This is a genomic window from Mycolicibacterium fallax (genome assembly GCF_010726955.1).
Lineage (GTDB): Bacteria > Actinomycetota > Actinomycetes > Mycobacteriales > Mycobacteriaceae > Mycobacterium > Mycobacterium fallax.
The window spans coordinates 1,873,189-1,889,842 of the sequence record NZ_AP022603.1; the positions used below are offsets into that span (position 1 = coordinate 1,873,189).

Sequence of the window (16,654 nt, forward strand, 5' to 3'; positions counted from 1 at the left end):
GACGGTGTGCCGGTGCGGCTACGGTGACCTGATGGTCCTGATCAGCCTGGGCGCCCAGTGAGCGCCGACGAATTCGACACCGCCCGACTGCAGCGCTGGCTCGGCGCCGAGGTCGACCCGACCATCACCGGCCTGACGGTGACCCGGATGGGCGGCGGCAACTCCAGCGGCGCCTGGCAACTGGATTTCCGGACCTCCGCCGGGCCGGGGATGCTGGTGCTCAAGACCACCTCGGACACCGGGCTGGTCTATGACTGCCGGGCCTCCCGGGAGGGCCGAATCTTCGCCGCGGCCAACCGGGTTGGCGCCCCGCTGCCCGCGGTGGTCGCCATCGACGACGCCGACGCGGCGGTCGGCCGGCCGTGCTTTGTGATGGAGCGCATCGCGGGCCGCACCGTCCCAGAGTCGACTCCGGCCAGCTTCCACGGCGACGGCTGGTTCCGCGACGAGGACGCCGCGGTCCAGCAGGCGGTGTGGTGGTCCTTCCTGGACACCCTGGCGGCCCTGCACGCGGTGCCGCCCAACGACATTCCCGCGCACTACGACACCCCCGGACCCGCTGGTGTCCTGGACTACTGGCGCGGCTCCCTGCTCGATGCCGCGCCCGCGGACCGGGTGCCGCGCCAGCTCGCGGCGATCGACTGGCTGCGCGACAACCTTCCCGAGGATGCCGACGAGCAGCCGGCACTGTGCATGGGCGATGCGCGGCTGGGCAATGCGCTGCTCGACGGCAACCGGGTCACCACGCTGGTGGACTTCGAGGTGGCCTACATCGGTAACCCCGCCGCCGACATCGGGTACTGCCTGATGCAGGAGTCGTTCACCCGCCTGCTGACCGATCGCCCGGCGACCGGAATCCCGTCGCCGCAGCAGACCTGGGACCGCTGGGAACAGCTCACCGGCCGCTCGGTGCCGCAGCGCGACTACTGGACGGCGTTCGGCGCCACCGTGTTGTGCGTGACCGGCACCCGGGCGATGCTGAGCTGGGGTGTCCCGGTGGAGACCATCGACACCGCCAACATCGTTGTGCCGGAATGGGAAGCGCTGATCGAACGCGCCGCCGCGGCCTAGGGCTGCGCGGCGGCGTGCGCCCCGGCCCGCCGCCCGGAGAACACGCAGTCCGAGATCGACAGCCCGCTGACGTAGGAGTTGGCGCAGATCCCGACGGCGGTGCGCCCGGCCGCGTACAGCCCGCGGATCGGCGCGCCGTCGGCGGTGGTGACCTCGCCGGTCTCCTCGTCGACCCGCACCCCGCCGAGGGTGAACATCGGGCACGGGTAGATGACGCTGGGCCGCACCGAGATGTCGAGCAGGGTGTACGGGCCGTCGCCGATCACCCGGGTGAAGTCGGCCGGTTTGCCCATCGGGTCGGGGTTGCCCTGCGCCAGCGCCGCGTTGTGGGCGGCGACGGTCGCGGTCAGTCCGGCCGCGTCGATGCCGGCCTTGCCCGCGACCTCGGCCAGGGTCTTGCCCCGGACCCGCCCGGCGGAGACCAGGCCCAGGGTCAGCACCAGCTGGAACCACAGCGATTCGCGCGGCAACTGCCGGGCCGCGGTGCGCATGGTCGCGGCGTCGGCCAGGATCCAGCCGCGGCCGTCGTGGTCGCGGACCAGGGTGCGGCCCAGCGCCGCACCGTAGCGGCTTTCGTCGATCATCCGGTTGCCCTGCTCGTCGACCACGATCGCCCCGAAGAAGGCGCTCGGCGGGGTGATGAACCGCCAGGCGGACACGTCGTCGAGGTGGTCGGTGACCCCGCCGGCCGCGACGGCCATCGCGATGGCGGCGCCGTCGTCGCCGGTGGTGCCGAGCGCCAGGCCGCCGGCGAATTGCGGTGCGTGGGTGGCGATCATCTCGGTGTTGGCGATGTAGCCGCCGGCGGACAGGATCACGCCCTTGCTCGCGCGGATCCGGATCCGCCGGCCGAACTTGGCCTCCAGGCGCGCCATCCGGGACTCCAGCACCCGCCGCATCGGCGGGTAGTAGATGCCGGGCTTGGCGGCCAGCGCCGCCATCCTCGCGAACCGGCGGCTGATCCGCGCGGGCGCGTCGGCCAGCGTCACCGCCTCGGCGCCGACCACCCGGCCGTCCTCGACGATCAGCCCGGTCACCCTGGTGTGCAACCGAATTCGGGCACCGGAGCGCTGCACCGAGGCGGCCAGCGGGCCGAAGACCTTCTTGCCGGAGGCGCCGCGGCCCTTGGCCCGGTGCCCGCGCTGCACCGGCGGGGTCAGGTCCCGGAACGCCCCGGAGGCCTCGCTGCCCGAGTAGTACAGGTAGTAGCGGTTGTTCGGATACGACGTCTTGTACGGGCAGACCGACGCATCGAACGGCACGCCGTGCTCGCTGAGCCAGTCGATCATCGCCGGGCTGGTGTCCACGAAGCGCTGCAGCGTCTCGGGGCGCACCGCGTCGCCGACCTCGGCCCGCAGGTAGGTCAGCATGCCCTCGGCGGTGTCCTGCACGCCGGCGGCGCGCTGCACGGAGGTGCCGGCGCCGGCGTAGATGATGCCGCCGGAGATCGCCGTCGCGCCGCCGCCGTTGAACCGGTCGACGACCAGCACCTCGGCGCCGGCGGCCCGGGCCTCCAGCGCCGCGCTGGCCCCTGCCGCGCCGAATCCGACGACCAGGACCTCGGTGCTCAGTTCCCCGTCGGGTGTCCCCGACCCGCCGACCGCGCTTGCAGTTTCGCTCACGGCTGCCGATGGTAGCCGTCGCCGGTTCGGCCGGCGGTCACCACGGGCTGGGCGCGTAGTCCTTCAGGAAGCAGCCGAACAGGTCCTCGCCGAGTTCGCCGCGCACGATCGGGTCGTACACCCGGGCGGCGCCGTCGACCAGGTCCAGCGGCGCGTGGAAGCCCTCCTCGGCCAGCCGCAGCTTGGTCGGGTGCGGGCGCTCGTCGGTGATCCAGCCGGTGTCCACCGCGGTCATCAGAATGCCGTCGGAGCTGAGCATCTCCGCCGCGCTGGTGCGGGTCAGCATGTTCAGCGCGGCCTTGGCCATGTTGGTGTGCGGATGCCCGGGCCCCTTGTAGCCGCGGCCGAACTGGCCCTCCATCGCCGAGACGTTGACGACGTACTTACGCCGGGCCGCCGCCGCGGCCAGCGCCGGACGCAGCCGGCTCACCAGAATGAACGGCGCGGTCTGGTTGCACAGCTGCACCTCCAGCAGTTCCATCGCGTCGACCTCGTGCACCCGCTGGGTCCAGCTGTTGATCGAGGCGGTGTCGGGCAGCAGGCCGCCGGCGTCGATCGCGAGCCCGGCGGCGATCCGCTCCGGGGAGGCGCTGCGGGCCGTCAGCGACAGTTCGGTCAGGGCTTCCGGCTCCAGATGATCACCGGTCAGGGCGTGCGGGGCCGGGTGCTCGCCCAGGCTGCCGGCCAGGGCGTGCGGGTGGGCGTCGCTGACGTGGTCGAAGGTGATGACGTCCACCAGCTCCGGAGGCGGGGTGCGTTCGGCCTCCACCAGCGCGGCGTAGGAGCCGGGCGGGCGGCGGACCGTCTGCGCGGCGTTGTTGATCAGGATGTCCAGCGGCCCGCGGCCGGCGACCTCGTCGGCCAGGGCGACCACCTGGGCCGGGTCGCGCAGGTCGATGCCCACCACCCGCAGCCGGTGCAGCCAGTCGGCGCTGTCCTCCATCGCGGCGAACCGGCGCACCGCGTCGTTGGGGAAACGGGTGGTGATGGTGGTGTGCGCGCCGTCGCGCAGCAGCCGCAGCGCGATGTACATGCCGATCTTGGCCCGCCCGCCGGTCAGCAGCGCGGTCCGCCCGGTCAGATCGGCGCGGGCGTCGCGCTTGGCCCGGTTGATCGCCGCGCAGTCCGGGCACAGCTGGTGGTAGAACGCGTCGACGACGGTGTAGTGCTGCTTGCAGATGTAGCAGGGGCGCGAGCGCAGCAGGGTGCCGGCGCTGGCGCCGACCGCGGTGGACACCAGCGGCAGGCCCTGGGTTTCGTCGTCGATCCGGCCGGGTGCACCGGTGGCGGTGGCGGCGACGACGGCGCGGTCGGCGGCGGCGATGGCGTCGCGCTTGGCGTGCCGCCGCGCCCGCTTGACCGCCTTGAACAGGCCCGCGGTGGCCCGGCGCACGCTGAGCGCGTCGGGATGTTCGGGCGGCAGCGCGGTCACCTCGGCCAGCACCCGCAGGCAGGTCTGCAGGTCCTCGGGATCGATCTCGGTCACCGTCGCAGGGTACGGGGATCGGGCCGGACACCGGGAATGCGCGGTCCCCGACACTCGGAGACCCGCGTCGGGGTGAGCCGGCGTCGGCGGCTTGTGCTCGGGCCTTCGGTACCGGTCGCCAGCGGGTTCGGTGCGGCAACCGGCCGCACCGCTCAGTGCTGGCGCAGCGCGTCGATCAACTCGTCCTTCTTCATTGACGACCGCCCGTCGATGCCGATCTCGCGGGCCCGCTTGCGCAGATCGGTGACGTTCCAGTCCTCGTACGACGGCGACGAACCGCCGCGCCGGCCGACGACGCTGCGGCCGGATTTCGCGGCGGCATTGGCGATGCGCGCCGCCTTCTGCTTGGAGGCGCCTTCGTCGCGGAGTTCCTCGTAGAGCTTCTTGTCCTTGACGCTGGGCCCGGGATCACGCTTGGGCATGGTCAATCCTTCCGCTGGTGCGATCATCGCTGTCGGCCGGATACCCAGACCCCCGCGGCTTCACACCACCGGGTCAGCCGTCGTCGCGGGCCGCCTGGATCTGGGCCTTGATCTCCCGGAAGGCCGCGACGCGGGCCATCACCCGGTCGGTGCCCGAGTCGAGCTCCGGAATCGCCGGGGTGGACTCGATCCCGTAGAGCAGCCCGCTGAGCCTGCCGTGCAACTCGGCGCGCTGCTCGGCGGTGCGGGCGTCGGCGCGCTCCTGGCGCAGCGATTCGTCGATGCCGTGGGCCTCGCTCGCGCATTTGCGAATGAGTTTCACGCGCTCGGTGGCCGCCGATTCCAGGGCCTCGGCCGTCGCGTTCGCCTCGGCGAGGATCCGGCGATCCTCGGCGCTGGGGTTGTCCAGGGCCGACAGTTCGTCGATCACGCTGCGCAGGGCGTGCGCCTTGCGGAAATTCTCGGTGATCGCGGCGATGTCGGCGCTGAAGTCGACGTCGCCGAGCCAGCCCACCCGGGCCGCCTCGGTGCCGGCGAGTTGGCGCGCCGCGCTCTGCGCGGAATCGACCCGCGCCGCGTTCTTGTCCCCGAGCAACGCGATCCGCTGTCGCCTCGCCTCGGCCGCTTCGGCGGCCCGCTGCCGGCGTTGGCGTTCGGCGGTCTCCAGCTTGTTCTTCTCGACGGCCTTGGCGATGCCGTGGGCGGCCCACGCCAGCAGGGCCATGCCGACGCCGATGCCGATCATGATCCAGATCTCCTTCGGGATGGCGCTGATCACCGTCACCACCACGACGAGGGAAAACAACACGCTGCCTCCGCAGCCGCTCTTGGACCCCTCGGCCACCCTTGCCCCCTTTCCCGCGCTCCCCCAGCAGCGGTCTGCCTGGATGCTATCGGCGGACTCCGACAGCCGGCGGCGGTCGTGACATTCCCACGCCGGCCAGCTCCTCGACGACGCCGAGTTCGGCACCCAAGCGGGCGATCACGTGCAGGCCGGAGCCAGCCCGTCAACCGATTCCAGCACCGCGCGCCACCTGTTGCCACGCTCTGAAATTGCCTACGGTGCTGTCACTTTCGGTGCACGCGAAGCGCGGAGTGGTTCGCGTGCACCCACATCCGGTACGCACTCGGACGTCGCGGCGTAGCATGCCAGCCTGCCGAGACACCCAAGGAGACTCCATAACCTGCCTCGATCCGTCGCCGACCGGAGACTCTGACCACGACGACGTCCACCTCCGCCTCATCTGGCCCCAGTGGCAGGGCGCGGGCAAATCCAGCGTCCAGGCGTTCGCACCCGAATTTCCCCTCGATGTCGCCCGCCGCGGGTACAGCGTGGGCACGGCCATCCTCGAAGCGGTGTTGCCGCCGCACGACGGGCCTACCGCGACCGCGCCGGTCACACTGTCCGACCAAGGCCTTGAGGAGCACGGCGGTGTCGAGGCCAAGGCGGTCATCTTGGACCAGCTCGCAGGCGCCCTCAGAGTCATCCGCGAGCAGGACCCGGCGCGAATCACGACCTTGGGCGGCGAGTGTTCGGTGAGCGTGGCACCGTTCACCGAGCTCGCCTGCCGCTACGGCGACGACCTGGCGGTCGTCTGGATCGACGCGCACCCCGACATCGGCACCCCGAAAAGTGAGTACCCGGGCTACCACGCGATGGCCGTTGCCACGCTCACCGGCCACGGCGACTCCGATGTACAGGAACTGCTCCCGGCGAACGTCTCGCCGGACCGGGTCGCCCTCGTGGGGCTGCACTCCTGGACCGAGGACGACTTCCCGAACGTGGCCGAATGGGGCATCCGCTCATTCGGCCCCGACGAGCTTCGCACGTCCACTGAGCCCCTGCTCAACTGGCTCGCGGCCACCGGCTGCTCGCGGGTGGCCGTTCACTTCGACCTTGACGCAATCGACAGCAACGAGGTCGTGCTCGCGCTTGGTATCGAACCGGACGGGCTCACCAGCGCCCAGGCGCGGCGCATCGTCAAGGACGTCGAGGGGGCCGTGGACATCGTCGGGCTCACCATCGCGGAGTTCATCCCCCGACAGGTGATGCACTTGCAACAGCTCCTGACCGGCTTCCCGCTACTCTCCGCAAGGACGGCCCGAGACGATTTATAGTCTGGCAGCCCGTTCTCGTCACAGTGTCACAGTGTGATTCATAGTTTGAGCGATGATTCATAGTTTGAGCGGTCAGAGGCCTTCACGTCGCCCTACCGACCTTGGCCAGACCGTCGATACCGCGTGTTTCGACGGCCCCGCCCTCCCTCACTGGAGAGTCGGCCGACCCGAACGAGCGCATTGAGGCCCCTCGGCCGTCGGTGACAGCAAGGCCGGCGTTCAGGATCGCTCGCTGCATATCGGAGAGCCCTGCGCTCGGAGCAACCGCCGCCAACCAACCGATGTCCGTGGATGAGAGCGCGGCGGTCACCACACGCCGGCCGGTCCGGGCCATCGGCGACACCCGACGTGCCCGCCCGAGGAGCTACGCGACGACGTTGGCCAGCGCCTCGATGCGCTGGCGGGCCTGCTCGGCGAGCGCCGCGACGTCGTGGCCACCGGACCTGCTGCAGGTGGTGATCTCGATCGCCGCGTTGTGGGCGGCCACGAACGCGTTGTCGCAGTTCCAGTCCGGATTGCGCAGCGCCCACAGCACCGCGGTCGGTGACTCGGCGCCGGCCTGCACCTCGAAGGGGTCGACGTCGCCGTCGAGCGTGGTGACGGTGATCGTGGTCCCCACGCACGACTCGATGGTCGCCCGGGTGCTGCGCATCGCGGCGACCGGGTCGAAGCCCGACGGATAGACGGCCACCATCTCCTCGACGACGGTGCGGCCCACCTCGGTCATCCAGTGTCCGCCGGTGGAGGTCAGCGGCCCGAGTGACTGCAGCAGCGGCGGGTCCACTTCCCGGGCGGCCCCGGCGCACCGCTCGGGGTCGACGACGGAGAACAGGTCGCCGTCGCCGTGGCCGGCCCGCTTGCTGAGCAGGTCGTTGACCTGAAGTTCGGAAATCGGCGCCGCCGTCGACGCCGGGCTGGGCACTGTGCTGGGTTCGCCGCTGTCGACGACCCGCGTGCAGCCGCACATCGTCAGGGCGAGCGCAGCGGCGATCATCGCCGTCCGCGGTGTCCGGTTCGCGGTCATGGTCTCGAGCCTATGGCGCGCTGGCCGGGGTCGCCGACGCCGATCACCCAGATGTCGCCGGCACCGGCGGCCGCGGGGAGGGCCGGCAGCGCGTCGGTCACCTCGCCACAGATCAGCCGCACGTCGGCGCCGTCGGGCACCGGCAGCTCGCGGGAGGTGAACACGAAGGTGGGCTTGTCGCCAAAGAGCCTCTGCCACTTGGCCGGTTCGGCGATCAGGTTCTCGTTGCGCAGCACCCACTCGTAGGTGTGGGATCCCTCGACCAGCACTGCGGCGTCGGCCGGGTACTGCTCCGGTGTGGGCGCGGCGCCGCCCTCGACGGCGAACAGCCAGTCCAGGGAATGGTTCTCGTCGGCGATCCACCCGTTCAGCGTTGTCGCGGCGTCATAGATGATCCGGCCCATATCTCTCGAAAGTACCCCGGCGGGACGTCACACCGGGGTGCCCAGATCAGCGCAGGAAAGCTGTCGGTGCCCGGTCGTAATCTCGGCACCAACCAGGAGGTGTGCCATGAAGATCCTCGTCGCAACAGCACTGACCCAGGGCGCCCGCAGCAACGACTACTGCTACTGCGTCAGCGGGGAGCCCGTCTGGGTCCAGGACCCGTGCGATCGGGACCGACGCGACCCCAACGACGAATGCGGCTGCAGCCGGGGTTTCGCCGGCGCCGCGTCCCACCGGGCCACGACCACGGCGCAGGTGGCCGACCTGCCGCTGACCCGCGCCGAGCTCATCGACGCCATGCGGATGAGCCTGGACGACGGCGGCTGGCCGGTGGAATGGGCCGAAGACGTGGTCGACGACAACTTGATCATCGCGTCGGTGTTTTCCGTCGGGACGGTCATCGAGCGCAGTTTTGATCAGTTTCGGCCGCGGGCCGCGTGAGGTTCACGGGCGCCTGGGTGCGCCCCCGCGCGGCCCAGAACCGCTGCTAAGACAGAGTCCGGGCGACCGGATTGCCGGCCTCACCAGCACTCGCCGGCGTGCTCCTGGTGGCATTGCGCGCAGACGTTGCGCGCCTCGGGTTGCTTGGACGGTCGACGGCTTCGCCCATCGCAGCGAAGCGGCTCAAACAGCTGATTCGGCCGGTGCTCCGCCTTGATCCGCGCCAGCCGGCTGTCGATGTACTGGCGCAGGCCGCCGGACAGCTCTGCGGGAAAGTGCAGCAGGGCGCGCAGCACGGCCTGCTCGTAGTCGGCTTGGCGCGAGCCGTTCGAGAGTCGACCATCCACGACGTGGCGGACTTCGCCCCGCAACTCGCTAATGCGGTCCGGCTGAACCTTGCGCTTCAGCGCGGCTTCTTTCTCGCTCAGCCCTTCTTCCTGGTCGCGCACCGTGTTGCCGTAGTGGCAATTTGCGCGTCGCAGAAACCCCAGAATTTCGTCGCGGTGGACAAACTCGTCGGCCACTGATCTCCCCCTTCGTCCCGATTGTCATCGAAGCGCGGTATGTCACTCCGGTCGGCGTTTTCTCACGACCGGCATTCCTCGTCCTCGCCCGGCACGCACTCTAGGACGACGGTCTGACAATCGGCCCGAACGTCCTTCGGCCGGACACCGCCCGCGCGAACTCGGTGTCCCCAGGAATGATGAGCGCATGGACGTTTCCCTGGCCGACGCGGTCCTCCCGCTGATCCGCACCCGCGCCGACCTCCATCGGTACAGCAGCGCCAACCAGCACGGCCACCAGATGCACGAGGCCATCGACATTCTGGAGTCGGCCATCTCCTCGACCGATCCGGCCGAGGTTTACACCGTCACGCACAAGGCGCTGGCGAGTGCGATCGGGGTGATCGCGCGGGCCGACGACTCGGCGGGGATCATCGGTGACGCCTGCCGGCGGTTGCTCGCGTTGCACCCCACCGCCGCGGCGGCCGCCCGCGTGCCGGCGGCCAGGTTGGTCGATTGGATGATGAAGTTCCAGTTCGACGGCGACGTCGACTATTTCGAACTCGATCCCGTCGCCTACGCCCCGGCGCTCGGCGGCGCCGGGATGGCGAAGTATCGGGCCAGGCTCATGGAGGTACGCACGGGGCTGAGCCCAGACCCCGGGGATCTCCTGGCCCCCGACCCGGACCGAGGCGCTCGGTGGGTCGTGGAATGGAATGACCGGCGACTGGCGGTCCTCGATCACGACGTCGATGCGGTCATCCGGACCCACGCCCGGGATCGCCGTGTCGCCGCGTGGTTCGTCGACACCGCCGAGGCCTTGACCGAGATCGGCGAGTTCGACCTGGCGATCGACTGGGCCCGCCAAGGCGTGGACATCGGTCCGTGGCACCAGTCGCTCAAGGCCGCCGACTTCTGGTGCCGGCTGCTCTCCGAGCACCGACCCGCCGAGGAACTCGACGCCCGGCTGACGGTGTTCCGGTGCTGGCCATCCTCGAGTACGGCCGCCCAGCTGCACAAGACGGCCGGCGGTGAGTGGCCGTCGTACGCCGAGGAGGTCATGACCACCCTGTCCGAGAGCCCAAGAAACGCAGTCCAGTTCGCACTGCACACGCTGAAGAACGCGAACCTGGCGTGGGAGCTGGCGCACTCGCTGGCACTCGACGACGACAGCCTCTGGGCCGAACTGGTCAAGTCCTACGAGAAGATCGATCCGGTCGCGACCCTGCCGGTGCACCGTCGGCTGGTCGACGGTGCACTCGTCTCGGCCGACGCGCAGCAGTACCGCCGCGCCGCACGCCGGCTGGCCAAGATGCGCAAGATTGCCGCCGGGACCGACCAGTCCGCCGCGGTCGACGACTACGTCGCCGAGTTGCGCGAGGCGCACCGGCGTCGGCCTCGGCTGCAGCAGGAATTCGACCGCGCCGGGCTGCCCTGACCGCACCCGCGGTTTCTCCGCCGACGGCGGGCCTGGCCGGGCCGGCCGACGCCGTCGGCTACCCGGGTTCGGGGCTGGTTGGCCAACCGGGCGGGAATGCGACATCGAGGCGCTGGATCCGCCGGTACCCAGCCCAGGTGGGCACGCCGGCGGGTTGACCGCGGTAGATGCCCCGAGCCGCGGCAACCACCCGGTCGTGCTGAACCGGCCACTGAATGTCGTCGGCGATCGCTTCGAGGACCTGCCGGTCGCGGTCAAGCACCCGATGCACGAGCCCGACGGCAGGCACCGAGCCGCTCTTGTCGCCGTTGCACCGCCGGCAGGCCAGCACCAGGTTCGCCAGGCCATCGATGCCCACCAGCGACCACGGCAGCACGTGGTCGATGGGGCTGCCGGCGGGTAGGCCGGCCTGGCAGTAGAAGCAGTACGGGCCGAAAGCGTCCTTGAAGGGCTCACGCACCGCGGCGAGTGCCTGGCGTGTTCGTCCGAACAGGTGGCCCGCGATATCGGGAACACCGTCTTCGAGGAACTTGTTCATTCGGCGAACGTCGTCCACCCACATGATCTCCAGCGCCGGCCTGAGCAGTCCGGACAGCCGCGCAAGTCCGTGCGCAACGCCCGGCTTCAGAACGATCGAAAAGTAATGCTCCTCGAGAACTTTCCGAGACACCTTGTCGTGCAGGAAGGAGTCGTCGTAGAGGAACGCGTCCTCGCCGTCGGCACCGGGCAGACGCTGCAATCGATACAGCGGTTGTTGCGCCAGGCACATGGTGATGTCGTCGATGGCGCGCTGGTATTCATCAGGCGCACGCAGTTTTACGACGTCAACCGATCGGCGCGGCTGGCCCGCGGCCACCCACAGCCGACGGGTGGCATCGATGATCCGCGCCTTCTTCCCGTTCATCTGCCGAAGCTCGCGGCCCTCGAAGGGACGGATCTGCGGCCAGTAGGAGTCGAGCACCCGGGCCGCCAGATCCGGAATCGGAACGGTGAGGGTGTCGGACGATTGCGCGGGGAGATTCTCCACGCAGTGATCGATCAGCGCCCGCAGTGCCGCCAGCTTGTACGTCGCCGTTCGCTGACCCGTTTCCAATATCGCGACGACCCGCTGCCCCAGCAGCAGCGGATCATCACCCACCCCAGGACCTCCGCAGCCGGCGCTGTGCCGGGCCGGCTGTTCTGGGGCATCGAAATGCTGCGGCATCGTTCCAGTATCGCCAGGGAACCAGCCTCACGTGCGTCCTTCGCTGCCGTCGTCCTCGATCGCCTCCCGCAGCTGGGCGGCGAACCCGCGGGCCACCGTCGGCAGTGCGCCGTAGGGCAGTTCCGTGCCGTCCTCCCAGTTGGCCAGCAGTACCTCGAGGTGGTCCAGCAGTTCACCGGTCGGGCGGGCCGTCGCGCGGTCGACTCGGCGCAGCTGTCGTTGTCGTTCCGCAGCGGCCGCGTTGAGATGGGCGAACTTTCGCTCGATCTGGGCCGGCGTCAGGATGCGCCAGATGTTTCCGCAGTCGCAGTCCCACCGCTCCGGATTCTCCTGGGTGGGCGCCGGATTCGGATGATGGCCGGCGCTCAGGTGACCCTCGACCCATTCTTCGCGGTTCATTTCAGCTCCTCTGCAACGGCGATCCGATCGCCCTTCGGTGTGCGGTCATCACTCATCGGCCGGCCCTTCGTCGCGGTCGGCCGCCGCCAGCAGCGTGGTGAAGATCCCGTTGACCTGATCGACGGTCAGCACGCCGTTGTCCTCGGCGACGCTGAGCCAGATCAGGTCGTCGTCCTCGGGGACCCGCGCGCTGCGGTGATAGACCTCGGCCCAGTCGGCCGGCTTCTCCACGACGCCGCTGCGGGCATCCCAACGGCCCAGCACGCCGTCGGTCAGGGCCTGCAGGTCCCGGTCGTGCTCATAGCGTTCGGTCAGGATCTTGATCGAATCCCTTTGGCTACCAACGCCGTTGGATTCTTCGGCCGGACCCTTACTCGACAGTTCCGGTTCCTCGAAGGATTCGAGGACACCGCTCGGCAGCAGGGTGGCGCCCCACCAGTGCCCGTTGCGGAACTGCTCCTCGTAGCTGCGGTGCCGTCTGACCATCCGTTCCTCGGCGGTCTTGACCGATGCTTCGATGAACACGGTGTGCACGAGGGGATCGGCATCATCGTGGCTCGGTTTCCAGCCGGCCGGGACCGCCATCTCCATCAGGACGTTGCGGCCGAAGCGGATGCTCGCCAGCATCAGCCGGTGGGCGATCTCCCAGGCCTCCTCGTAGACCAGCGGAACGGTCTCCATCGGCGACATTGCGCCCTTGGGTATCCCGAGGTTGGAGGTGACCATCAGCTCCGCGATCTCGTCGGGGTCGACGACGACGAAGCCCTCCGTCAGCCCATGCTCCGGATCCTGGCGAAAGGTCGTCTTGCCGGCACACGGGATGCCCCACAGGTAGACAAACCGTCCCTCACGCCCGGCCGTCGACGCCTGGCTCGCCCACCGATAGTCCAGGACTCGCCGCTGATCGGCGCGCCGTTCGGGCGGCCAGAGCACCCACCCGCGGACGACCCGGCCGAATTCCGTTCGGGTGTCGATGTTTTTCGACCGTGCCCATTCCAGCGCAGCCTCGACCCGATGAACATGCTCGGCATAACTGTCATTGCTGAATTCGAAGTTCGCCATTCCTACTTTCCCCCCCGGGTGTTTTTCGCTAAGTGATGATCAATCCGTGTCCGGATCCAGCCGGCGCAGCGCCGCCCGGAAGTCCGCATTCGGGTCGGCGGCCGGCAGGGCCGCCAGCACCTCGGCCAATGCCTGGCCGACGCCGATTCCGGCCCGGCGCGCCCCGTACAGCGCCGCGACGGTGGGCGTGCGGCTTTGGGCGGAGACGCAGTGCAGCAACACCGTTCGGCCCTGGGCCCGCAACTCCTCGACCGCCCGAACCGAGTCGAGCAGCACGAAGTCCAGGTGTGGATTGGCGTCCACCCGGTCGATCAGGCGCACCTCGACGCACTCGACCCCGCCCAACTCGACCTCGGGGATGCGGCACAGCGACACCACCGCATCCACGCCGTCGGGTCGATGCAGCAGCGCGTCCACCCCGCCGATCCATACGCCGTCGTCGTGCGGATGGCGCGCCAGTGCCTCGGTGCCGCCCCAGCCGGTGTAGTCCACCGGCGAGTGCAACGGGCCGGTGGCGATGGCGGTGGCCAGCCGGATCAGGTCCGGGGTGCGCAGGCCGGGCCAGCCGTGCAGGATCCGCCGCCAGTGCGCGGGAACCGCGGAGGCCCCGTGGGCCGCACCGAGCAGGCCGCCGGCGATCGCCGCGACGGTGTCGGTGTCATGCCCGCCGCGCACCGCGGCTTCCAGCGCCAACCGCAGGTGATCGGCGCGGAACGTCCCGGCGGCCGGGTCGTCGCCGGGCACCGCGGTGGTGACGATCGCCGACCAGGCGCCCTGCAGCGCGTGCACCACCCAGCCGTTGCGGGTGAAGTCGCGGGGCCGGGAGTTCTCGGCCTCGACGATCCGGTCCTCCCACAGCGTTCGGCGCTCGGCGTCGATGTGCCCCAGCCCGATCCGTACGTCCAGTTCGCCGGTGAGGACCGCGTGCCGGATGGCCGCGCACCAGAGCACGCAGGCGTCGGCCGCCTCGGGGTCGTAGTGGGTCAGCACGCTGATGGCGCGGGCCGCCTGCACCAGGGCCGCCTCGTCGTCGAGGTAGGCCAGCGCGACCGGCGCGGTGCGCATCAGCGAGCCGTTGCCGCCGCTGCGTCCCCCGCTGCGGTGATGCGAAGCCGCCGCCTCCCGGGCGGCCGCCGCGGTGCTGCCGGACCTGGCGGCCGAACTCAGCACCGAGGAGGTCTGCACCCCAATGTCGCGGGCGACCGCGCGCCACTGGTTCCAGCGGTCGATCAGCCGGTCCTGGCTGGCCTCGTCGCGCAGATCGGCGCCGGTGGCGGCGATCTCGGCGATGGCGATCGCCATCGAGGTGTCGTCGGTCCACTCCCCCGGCGCGAACGGCCCCAGGCCGCCGCCGATCATGGCGACCGGCGTCTCGGGCGGCATCGGCGCCCCGAACTCGTAGCCGGCGCCCAGCGCGTCCCCGGCGGCGGTGGCCAGCAGCGCCCCGCAGGCCCGATCAAGTTGTTGGCTGGTGAGTTTCATTTCGCTTCCCCTTCGGTGGTGAATTCACGTGCCGCGACCCACACGTAGTTGCTCGGGTCGATGCGACCTTCGCCGGCCGACCAGCGGTAGGCCATCAGGACGTTGCTCTTGATCGCGCTGAAGTCGACGCACGCGGTGTAGTCCGTCCAGTCCTGTTGGCGGATCGGTTCTTTTCCGCGGCGCCAGTAGTGGCCGTAGAACACCGGCACCTGATCGGTGTAGCGGTGCGAGTTCGATTCCGCCACAGTGGTGTTCGGCAGTGGCGGATATTTGGTTCCGTCCGTGGCGCGAAAGTTTCCCATTTCGGCGAGATCGCGCAGCGTGACCGCCGCCGGGTCCCACCAGCGCATCCTGGCACGCTTGCGCTCGATGCCGTCCTTGTCGCGGTAGGCGGGTTGCCCGTGGTCGACGAGGCTGATCTCGGGGCCCTTGAGGATCGTCTCGACCGCGGTGTACAGCTCGTCGCCGGGATCCGAGGCCCTCGCCAGCTGGGCGACGGTGCGGAACCGGTCGCCGCCGAGGGCGCTCTCCAGCAGGCTGATCGAGTCCGGGTGCCAGCAGGCGTGCACGACCCGGATCTCGCCGAGGTCCAGCCACAGCGGCTGGGTCCAGAACCACTTCAGGTGACGCTTCCGGTATTTCCCGCGGACCTGCCCCACGAACGCCTTGTGCTGGCGCTCGTTCTTCTCCGACCACCCGTTTTCCGGGTCGCCGTGCGGGCGCAGGTACTTTCCGGGCTTGGCCGGATCCTCGGTGTGATAGGCCATCGCGTTGAATTCGTGGTTGCCGAGGACCATTTGGGCGGCGCCGGCGTCCACCATGTCCTTGACGATCCGCAGCACCCGCAGTTGCTCGGGTCCGCGGTCGATCAGGTCGCCGACGTAGAGGGCCTGCCGGCTCTGATGCCGGTAGGCGCCGTCGTCGCCCTGGCGGTAGTCCAGCCGGGTCAGCAGTGACTCCAGCTCGGTCGCGCATCCGTGGATGTCGCCGATGATGTCGTAGCCGTCAAATTTGTTGTGTGTCATGTTCATCCCCCTTCACTGCATTGAATTTCTGACGGACCCGTACCGCCACCGGAGTGGCGGCACGGGTTCGCGTGGCCGGCGGGCACCAATCGGGTGCACCGGGTGGCGCGTTCCTAGGAACCGCGGAAGTGAATCGTGGACATTGCCGGACTCCCGAAGGGTCGGGCCTCCGTCGGGAGGCGCTCTTGCCGATCCCGGTCGGGGTCGGCCGCTTCGTCATCCGAGCCACCCAACGAGCGTGGGGTTGGCGTGCCATCAAGTCGGAGCTTTGCGACGGCAACTCGTGAAGCTATGTCCATTATACCGACGGCACCGACAAGTCCGGCCGACGCCACCTCGGTCACGGGCAGCGCTCGGTGTCGACGCGAACCACACCGAAATTGATCGCGGTGTCCTTGGTGAACGTCGCCCCGGGCGCCGGCGTGGACGTGCACACCTGCCAGTTGCGGTCCAGCACCTGGTTCCGCCCCCGGCCGGTGAGGTCGGTCGAGCTGGTGAAAAACACCTCGTCATTGGTCAGCGCCTGGATGGCGTCCTGCGCCGCCTGCAGATTCCGTCCGGTCAGATCCGGCATCGTCCAACTCCGCGTCGGCGCCGAGGTCGGCACCACCACCGAGGTCGGCGCCTCGGTGTCCTCCGTCGGTGCGGCCGCGACCGAGGTGACGGTCTCCCGAACCGTCACGGTCGACGGCGAACTGTCGGCCTGCTCGCTGCCGCACCCCGCCAGCGTCACGGCCGTGGCAACCGTCAACAAAATCAGTCGACGCATCCGGATCCCCCCCTTGTTGATGAGTCGAAACTGACGTTAGACCATGCCTCCGACAAAGAGGTTGAACGGACGCACGAGCGTGGCGATACCCCACTGCATCACGCAGGATGCAGTTGCGATCAGCATCGCGCCGACACACGAAGC

The 16,654-nt window shown here is 69.7% G+C and carries 17 protein-coding genes and 1 riboswitch; of the genes, 4 read left to right on the forward strand and 13 right to left on the reverse strand.

The window, feature by feature from the left end:
• Positions 1–57 precede the first annotated feature (57 nt).
• Positions 58–1,071 carry a phosphotransferase family protein gene (locus G6N10_RS08845; RefSeq protein WP_109750553.1) on the forward strand — a complete coding sequence of 338 codons (1,014 nt, stop codon included), beginning with the start codon at positions 58–60 and terminating at the stop codon, positions 1,069–1,071.
• Here G6N10_RS08845 and G6N10_RS08850 read toward each other — a convergent pair.
• The 4 genes from G6N10_RS08850 to G6N10_RS08865 all read right to left on the reverse strand — a co-directional run bounded on the left by G6N10_RS08850 (position 1,068) and on the right by G6N10_RS08865 (position 5,409).
• The gene (locus G6N10_RS08850) at positions 1,068–2,693 is read right to left on the reverse strand and encodes an FAD-binding protein (RefSeq protein ID WP_085097591.1); all 1,626 of its coding nucleotides are present in this window, start codon (positions 2,691–2,693) and stop codon (positions 1,068–1,070) included. The two genes, G6N10_RS08845 and G6N10_RS08850, sit on opposite strands and share 4 nt — an antisense overlap.
• Positions 2,694–2,730: 37 nt before the next feature.
• The gene (locus tag G6N10_RS08855) at positions 2,731–4,179 is read right to left on the reverse strand and encodes an SDR family NAD(P)-dependent oxidoreductase (protein ID WP_085097588.1); all 1,449 of its coding nucleotides are present in this window, start codon (positions 4,177–4,179) and stop codon (positions 2,731–2,733) included.
• A gap of 152 nt (positions 4,180–4,331) precedes the next feature.
• Positions 4,332–4,601: a DUF7218 family protein gene (locus G6N10_RS08860; protein WP_085097584.1), complete on the reverse strand. Its 270-nt coding sequence runs from the start codon at positions 4,599–4,601 to the stop codon at positions 4,332–4,334.
• Positions 4,602–4,674: 73 nt separating this feature from the next.
• Positions 4,675–5,409, reverse strand: coding sequence for a hypothetical protein (locus G6N10_RS08865; RefSeq protein WP_234810599.1), 735 nt, complete (start codon positions 5,407–5,409; stop codon positions 4,675–4,677).
• Between the two features lie 524 nt (positions 5,410–5,933).
• Between G6N10_RS08865 and G6N10_RS08870 the strand changes: the two genes are divergently transcribed.
• Positions 5,934–6,719 carry an arginase family protein gene (locus tag G6N10_RS08870; RefSeq protein WP_234810598.1) on the forward strand — a complete coding sequence of 262 codons (786 nt, stop codon included), beginning with the start codon at positions 5,934–5,936 and terminating at the stop codon, positions 6,717–6,719.
• A gap of 364 nt (positions 6,720–7,083) precedes the next feature.
• Here the strand turns inward: G6N10_RS08870 and G6N10_RS08875 are convergent, their stop codons facing one another.
• Together G6N10_RS08875 and G6N10_RS08880 are read right to left on the reverse strand one after the other, a co-directional pair.
• Positions 7,084–7,743 carry a sensor domain-containing protein gene (locus G6N10_RS08875; RefSeq protein WP_085097572.1) on the reverse strand — a complete coding sequence of 220 codons (660 nt, stop codon included), beginning with the start codon at positions 7,741–7,743 and terminating at the stop codon, positions 7,084–7,086.
• A complete protein-coding gene (locus G6N10_RS08880) occupies positions 7,740–8,147 on the reverse strand; it encodes a dihydrofolate reductase family protein (protein ID WP_085097569.1) in 408 nt (135 codons plus the stop codon). Before G6N10_RS08880 ends, G6N10_RS08875 begins: the two co-directional genes overlap by 4 nt.
• 106 nt (positions 8,148–8,253) lie before the next feature.
• Between G6N10_RS08880 and G6N10_RS08885 the strand changes: the two genes are divergently transcribed.
• On the forward strand, positions 8,254–8,628 hold the full coding sequence (locus tag G6N10_RS08885; protein WP_085097567.1) for a DUF7715 family protein: 375 nt from the start codon (positions 8,254–8,256) through the stop codon (positions 8,626–8,628).
• A gap of 80 nt (positions 8,629–8,708) precedes the next feature.
• Here G6N10_RS08885 and G6N10_RS08890 read toward each other — a convergent pair whose 3' ends face one another.
• Complete coding sequence (locus tag G6N10_RS08890; RefSeq protein ID WP_133055158.1) at positions 8,709–9,152, reverse strand: hypothetical protein; 444 nt, start codon at positions 9,150–9,152, stop codon at positions 8,709–8,711.
• 187 nt (positions 9,153–9,339) lie between these two features.
• Here G6N10_RS08890 and G6N10_RS08895 point away from each other — a divergent pair, with 187 nt between their 5' ends.
• On the forward strand, positions 9,340–10,569 hold the full coding sequence (locus G6N10_RS08895; protein ID WP_085097558.1) for a DUF6880 family protein: 1,230 nt from the start codon (positions 9,340–9,342) through the stop codon (positions 10,567–10,569).
• Between the two features lie 58 nt (positions 10,570–10,627).
• Here G6N10_RS08895 and G6N10_RS08900 read toward each other — a convergent pair whose 3' ends face one another.
• The 6 genes from G6N10_RS08900 to G6N10_RS20370 all read right to left on the reverse strand — a co-directional run bounded on the left by G6N10_RS08900 (position 10,628) and on the right by G6N10_RS20370 (position 16,510).
• Positions 10,628–11,773, reverse strand: coding sequence for an HNH endonuclease (locus tag G6N10_RS08900; RefSeq protein WP_085097555.1), 1,146 nt, complete (start codon positions 11,771–11,773; stop codon positions 10,628–10,630).
• 27 nt (positions 11,774–11,800) lie between these two features.
• Entirely contained in the window at positions 11,801–12,172 is a 372-nt protein-coding gene (locus G6N10_RS08905; RefSeq protein ID WP_085097552.1) for a hypothetical protein, read from the reverse strand.
• A 48-nt stretch (positions 12,173–12,220) separates the two neighbouring features.
• On the reverse strand, positions 12,221–13,234 hold the full coding sequence (locus G6N10_RS08910; protein WP_085097549.1) for a hypothetical protein: 1,014 nt from the start codon (positions 13,232–13,234) through the stop codon (positions 12,221–12,223).
• Positions 13,235–13,273: 39 nt separating this feature from the next.
• Positions 13,274–14,716 carry an ADP-ribosylglycohydrolase family protein gene (locus tag G6N10_RS08915; RefSeq protein WP_085097546.1) on the reverse strand — a complete coding sequence of 481 codons (1,443 nt, stop codon included), beginning with the start codon at positions 14,714–14,716 and terminating at the stop codon, positions 13,274–13,276.
• Complete coding sequence (locus G6N10_RS08920; protein WP_085097874.1) at positions 14,713–15,741, reverse strand: metallophosphoesterase; 1,029 nt, start codon at positions 15,739–15,741, stop codon at positions 14,713–14,715. The genes G6N10_RS08915 and G6N10_RS08920 overlap by 4 nt, the downstream gene beginning before the upstream one ends.
• Positions 15,742–15,917: 176 nt before the next feature.
• Positions 15,918–16,030: riboswitch (SAM riboswitch) on the reverse strand.
• Between the two features lie 51 nt (positions 16,031–16,081).
• Positions 16,082–16,510 carry a hypothetical protein gene (locus G6N10_RS20370; protein ID WP_234810597.1) on the reverse strand — a complete coding sequence of 143 codons (429 nt, stop codon included), beginning with the start codon at positions 16,508–16,510 and terminating at the stop codon, positions 16,082–16,084.
• Positions 16,511–16,654: the final 144 nt, after the last annotated feature.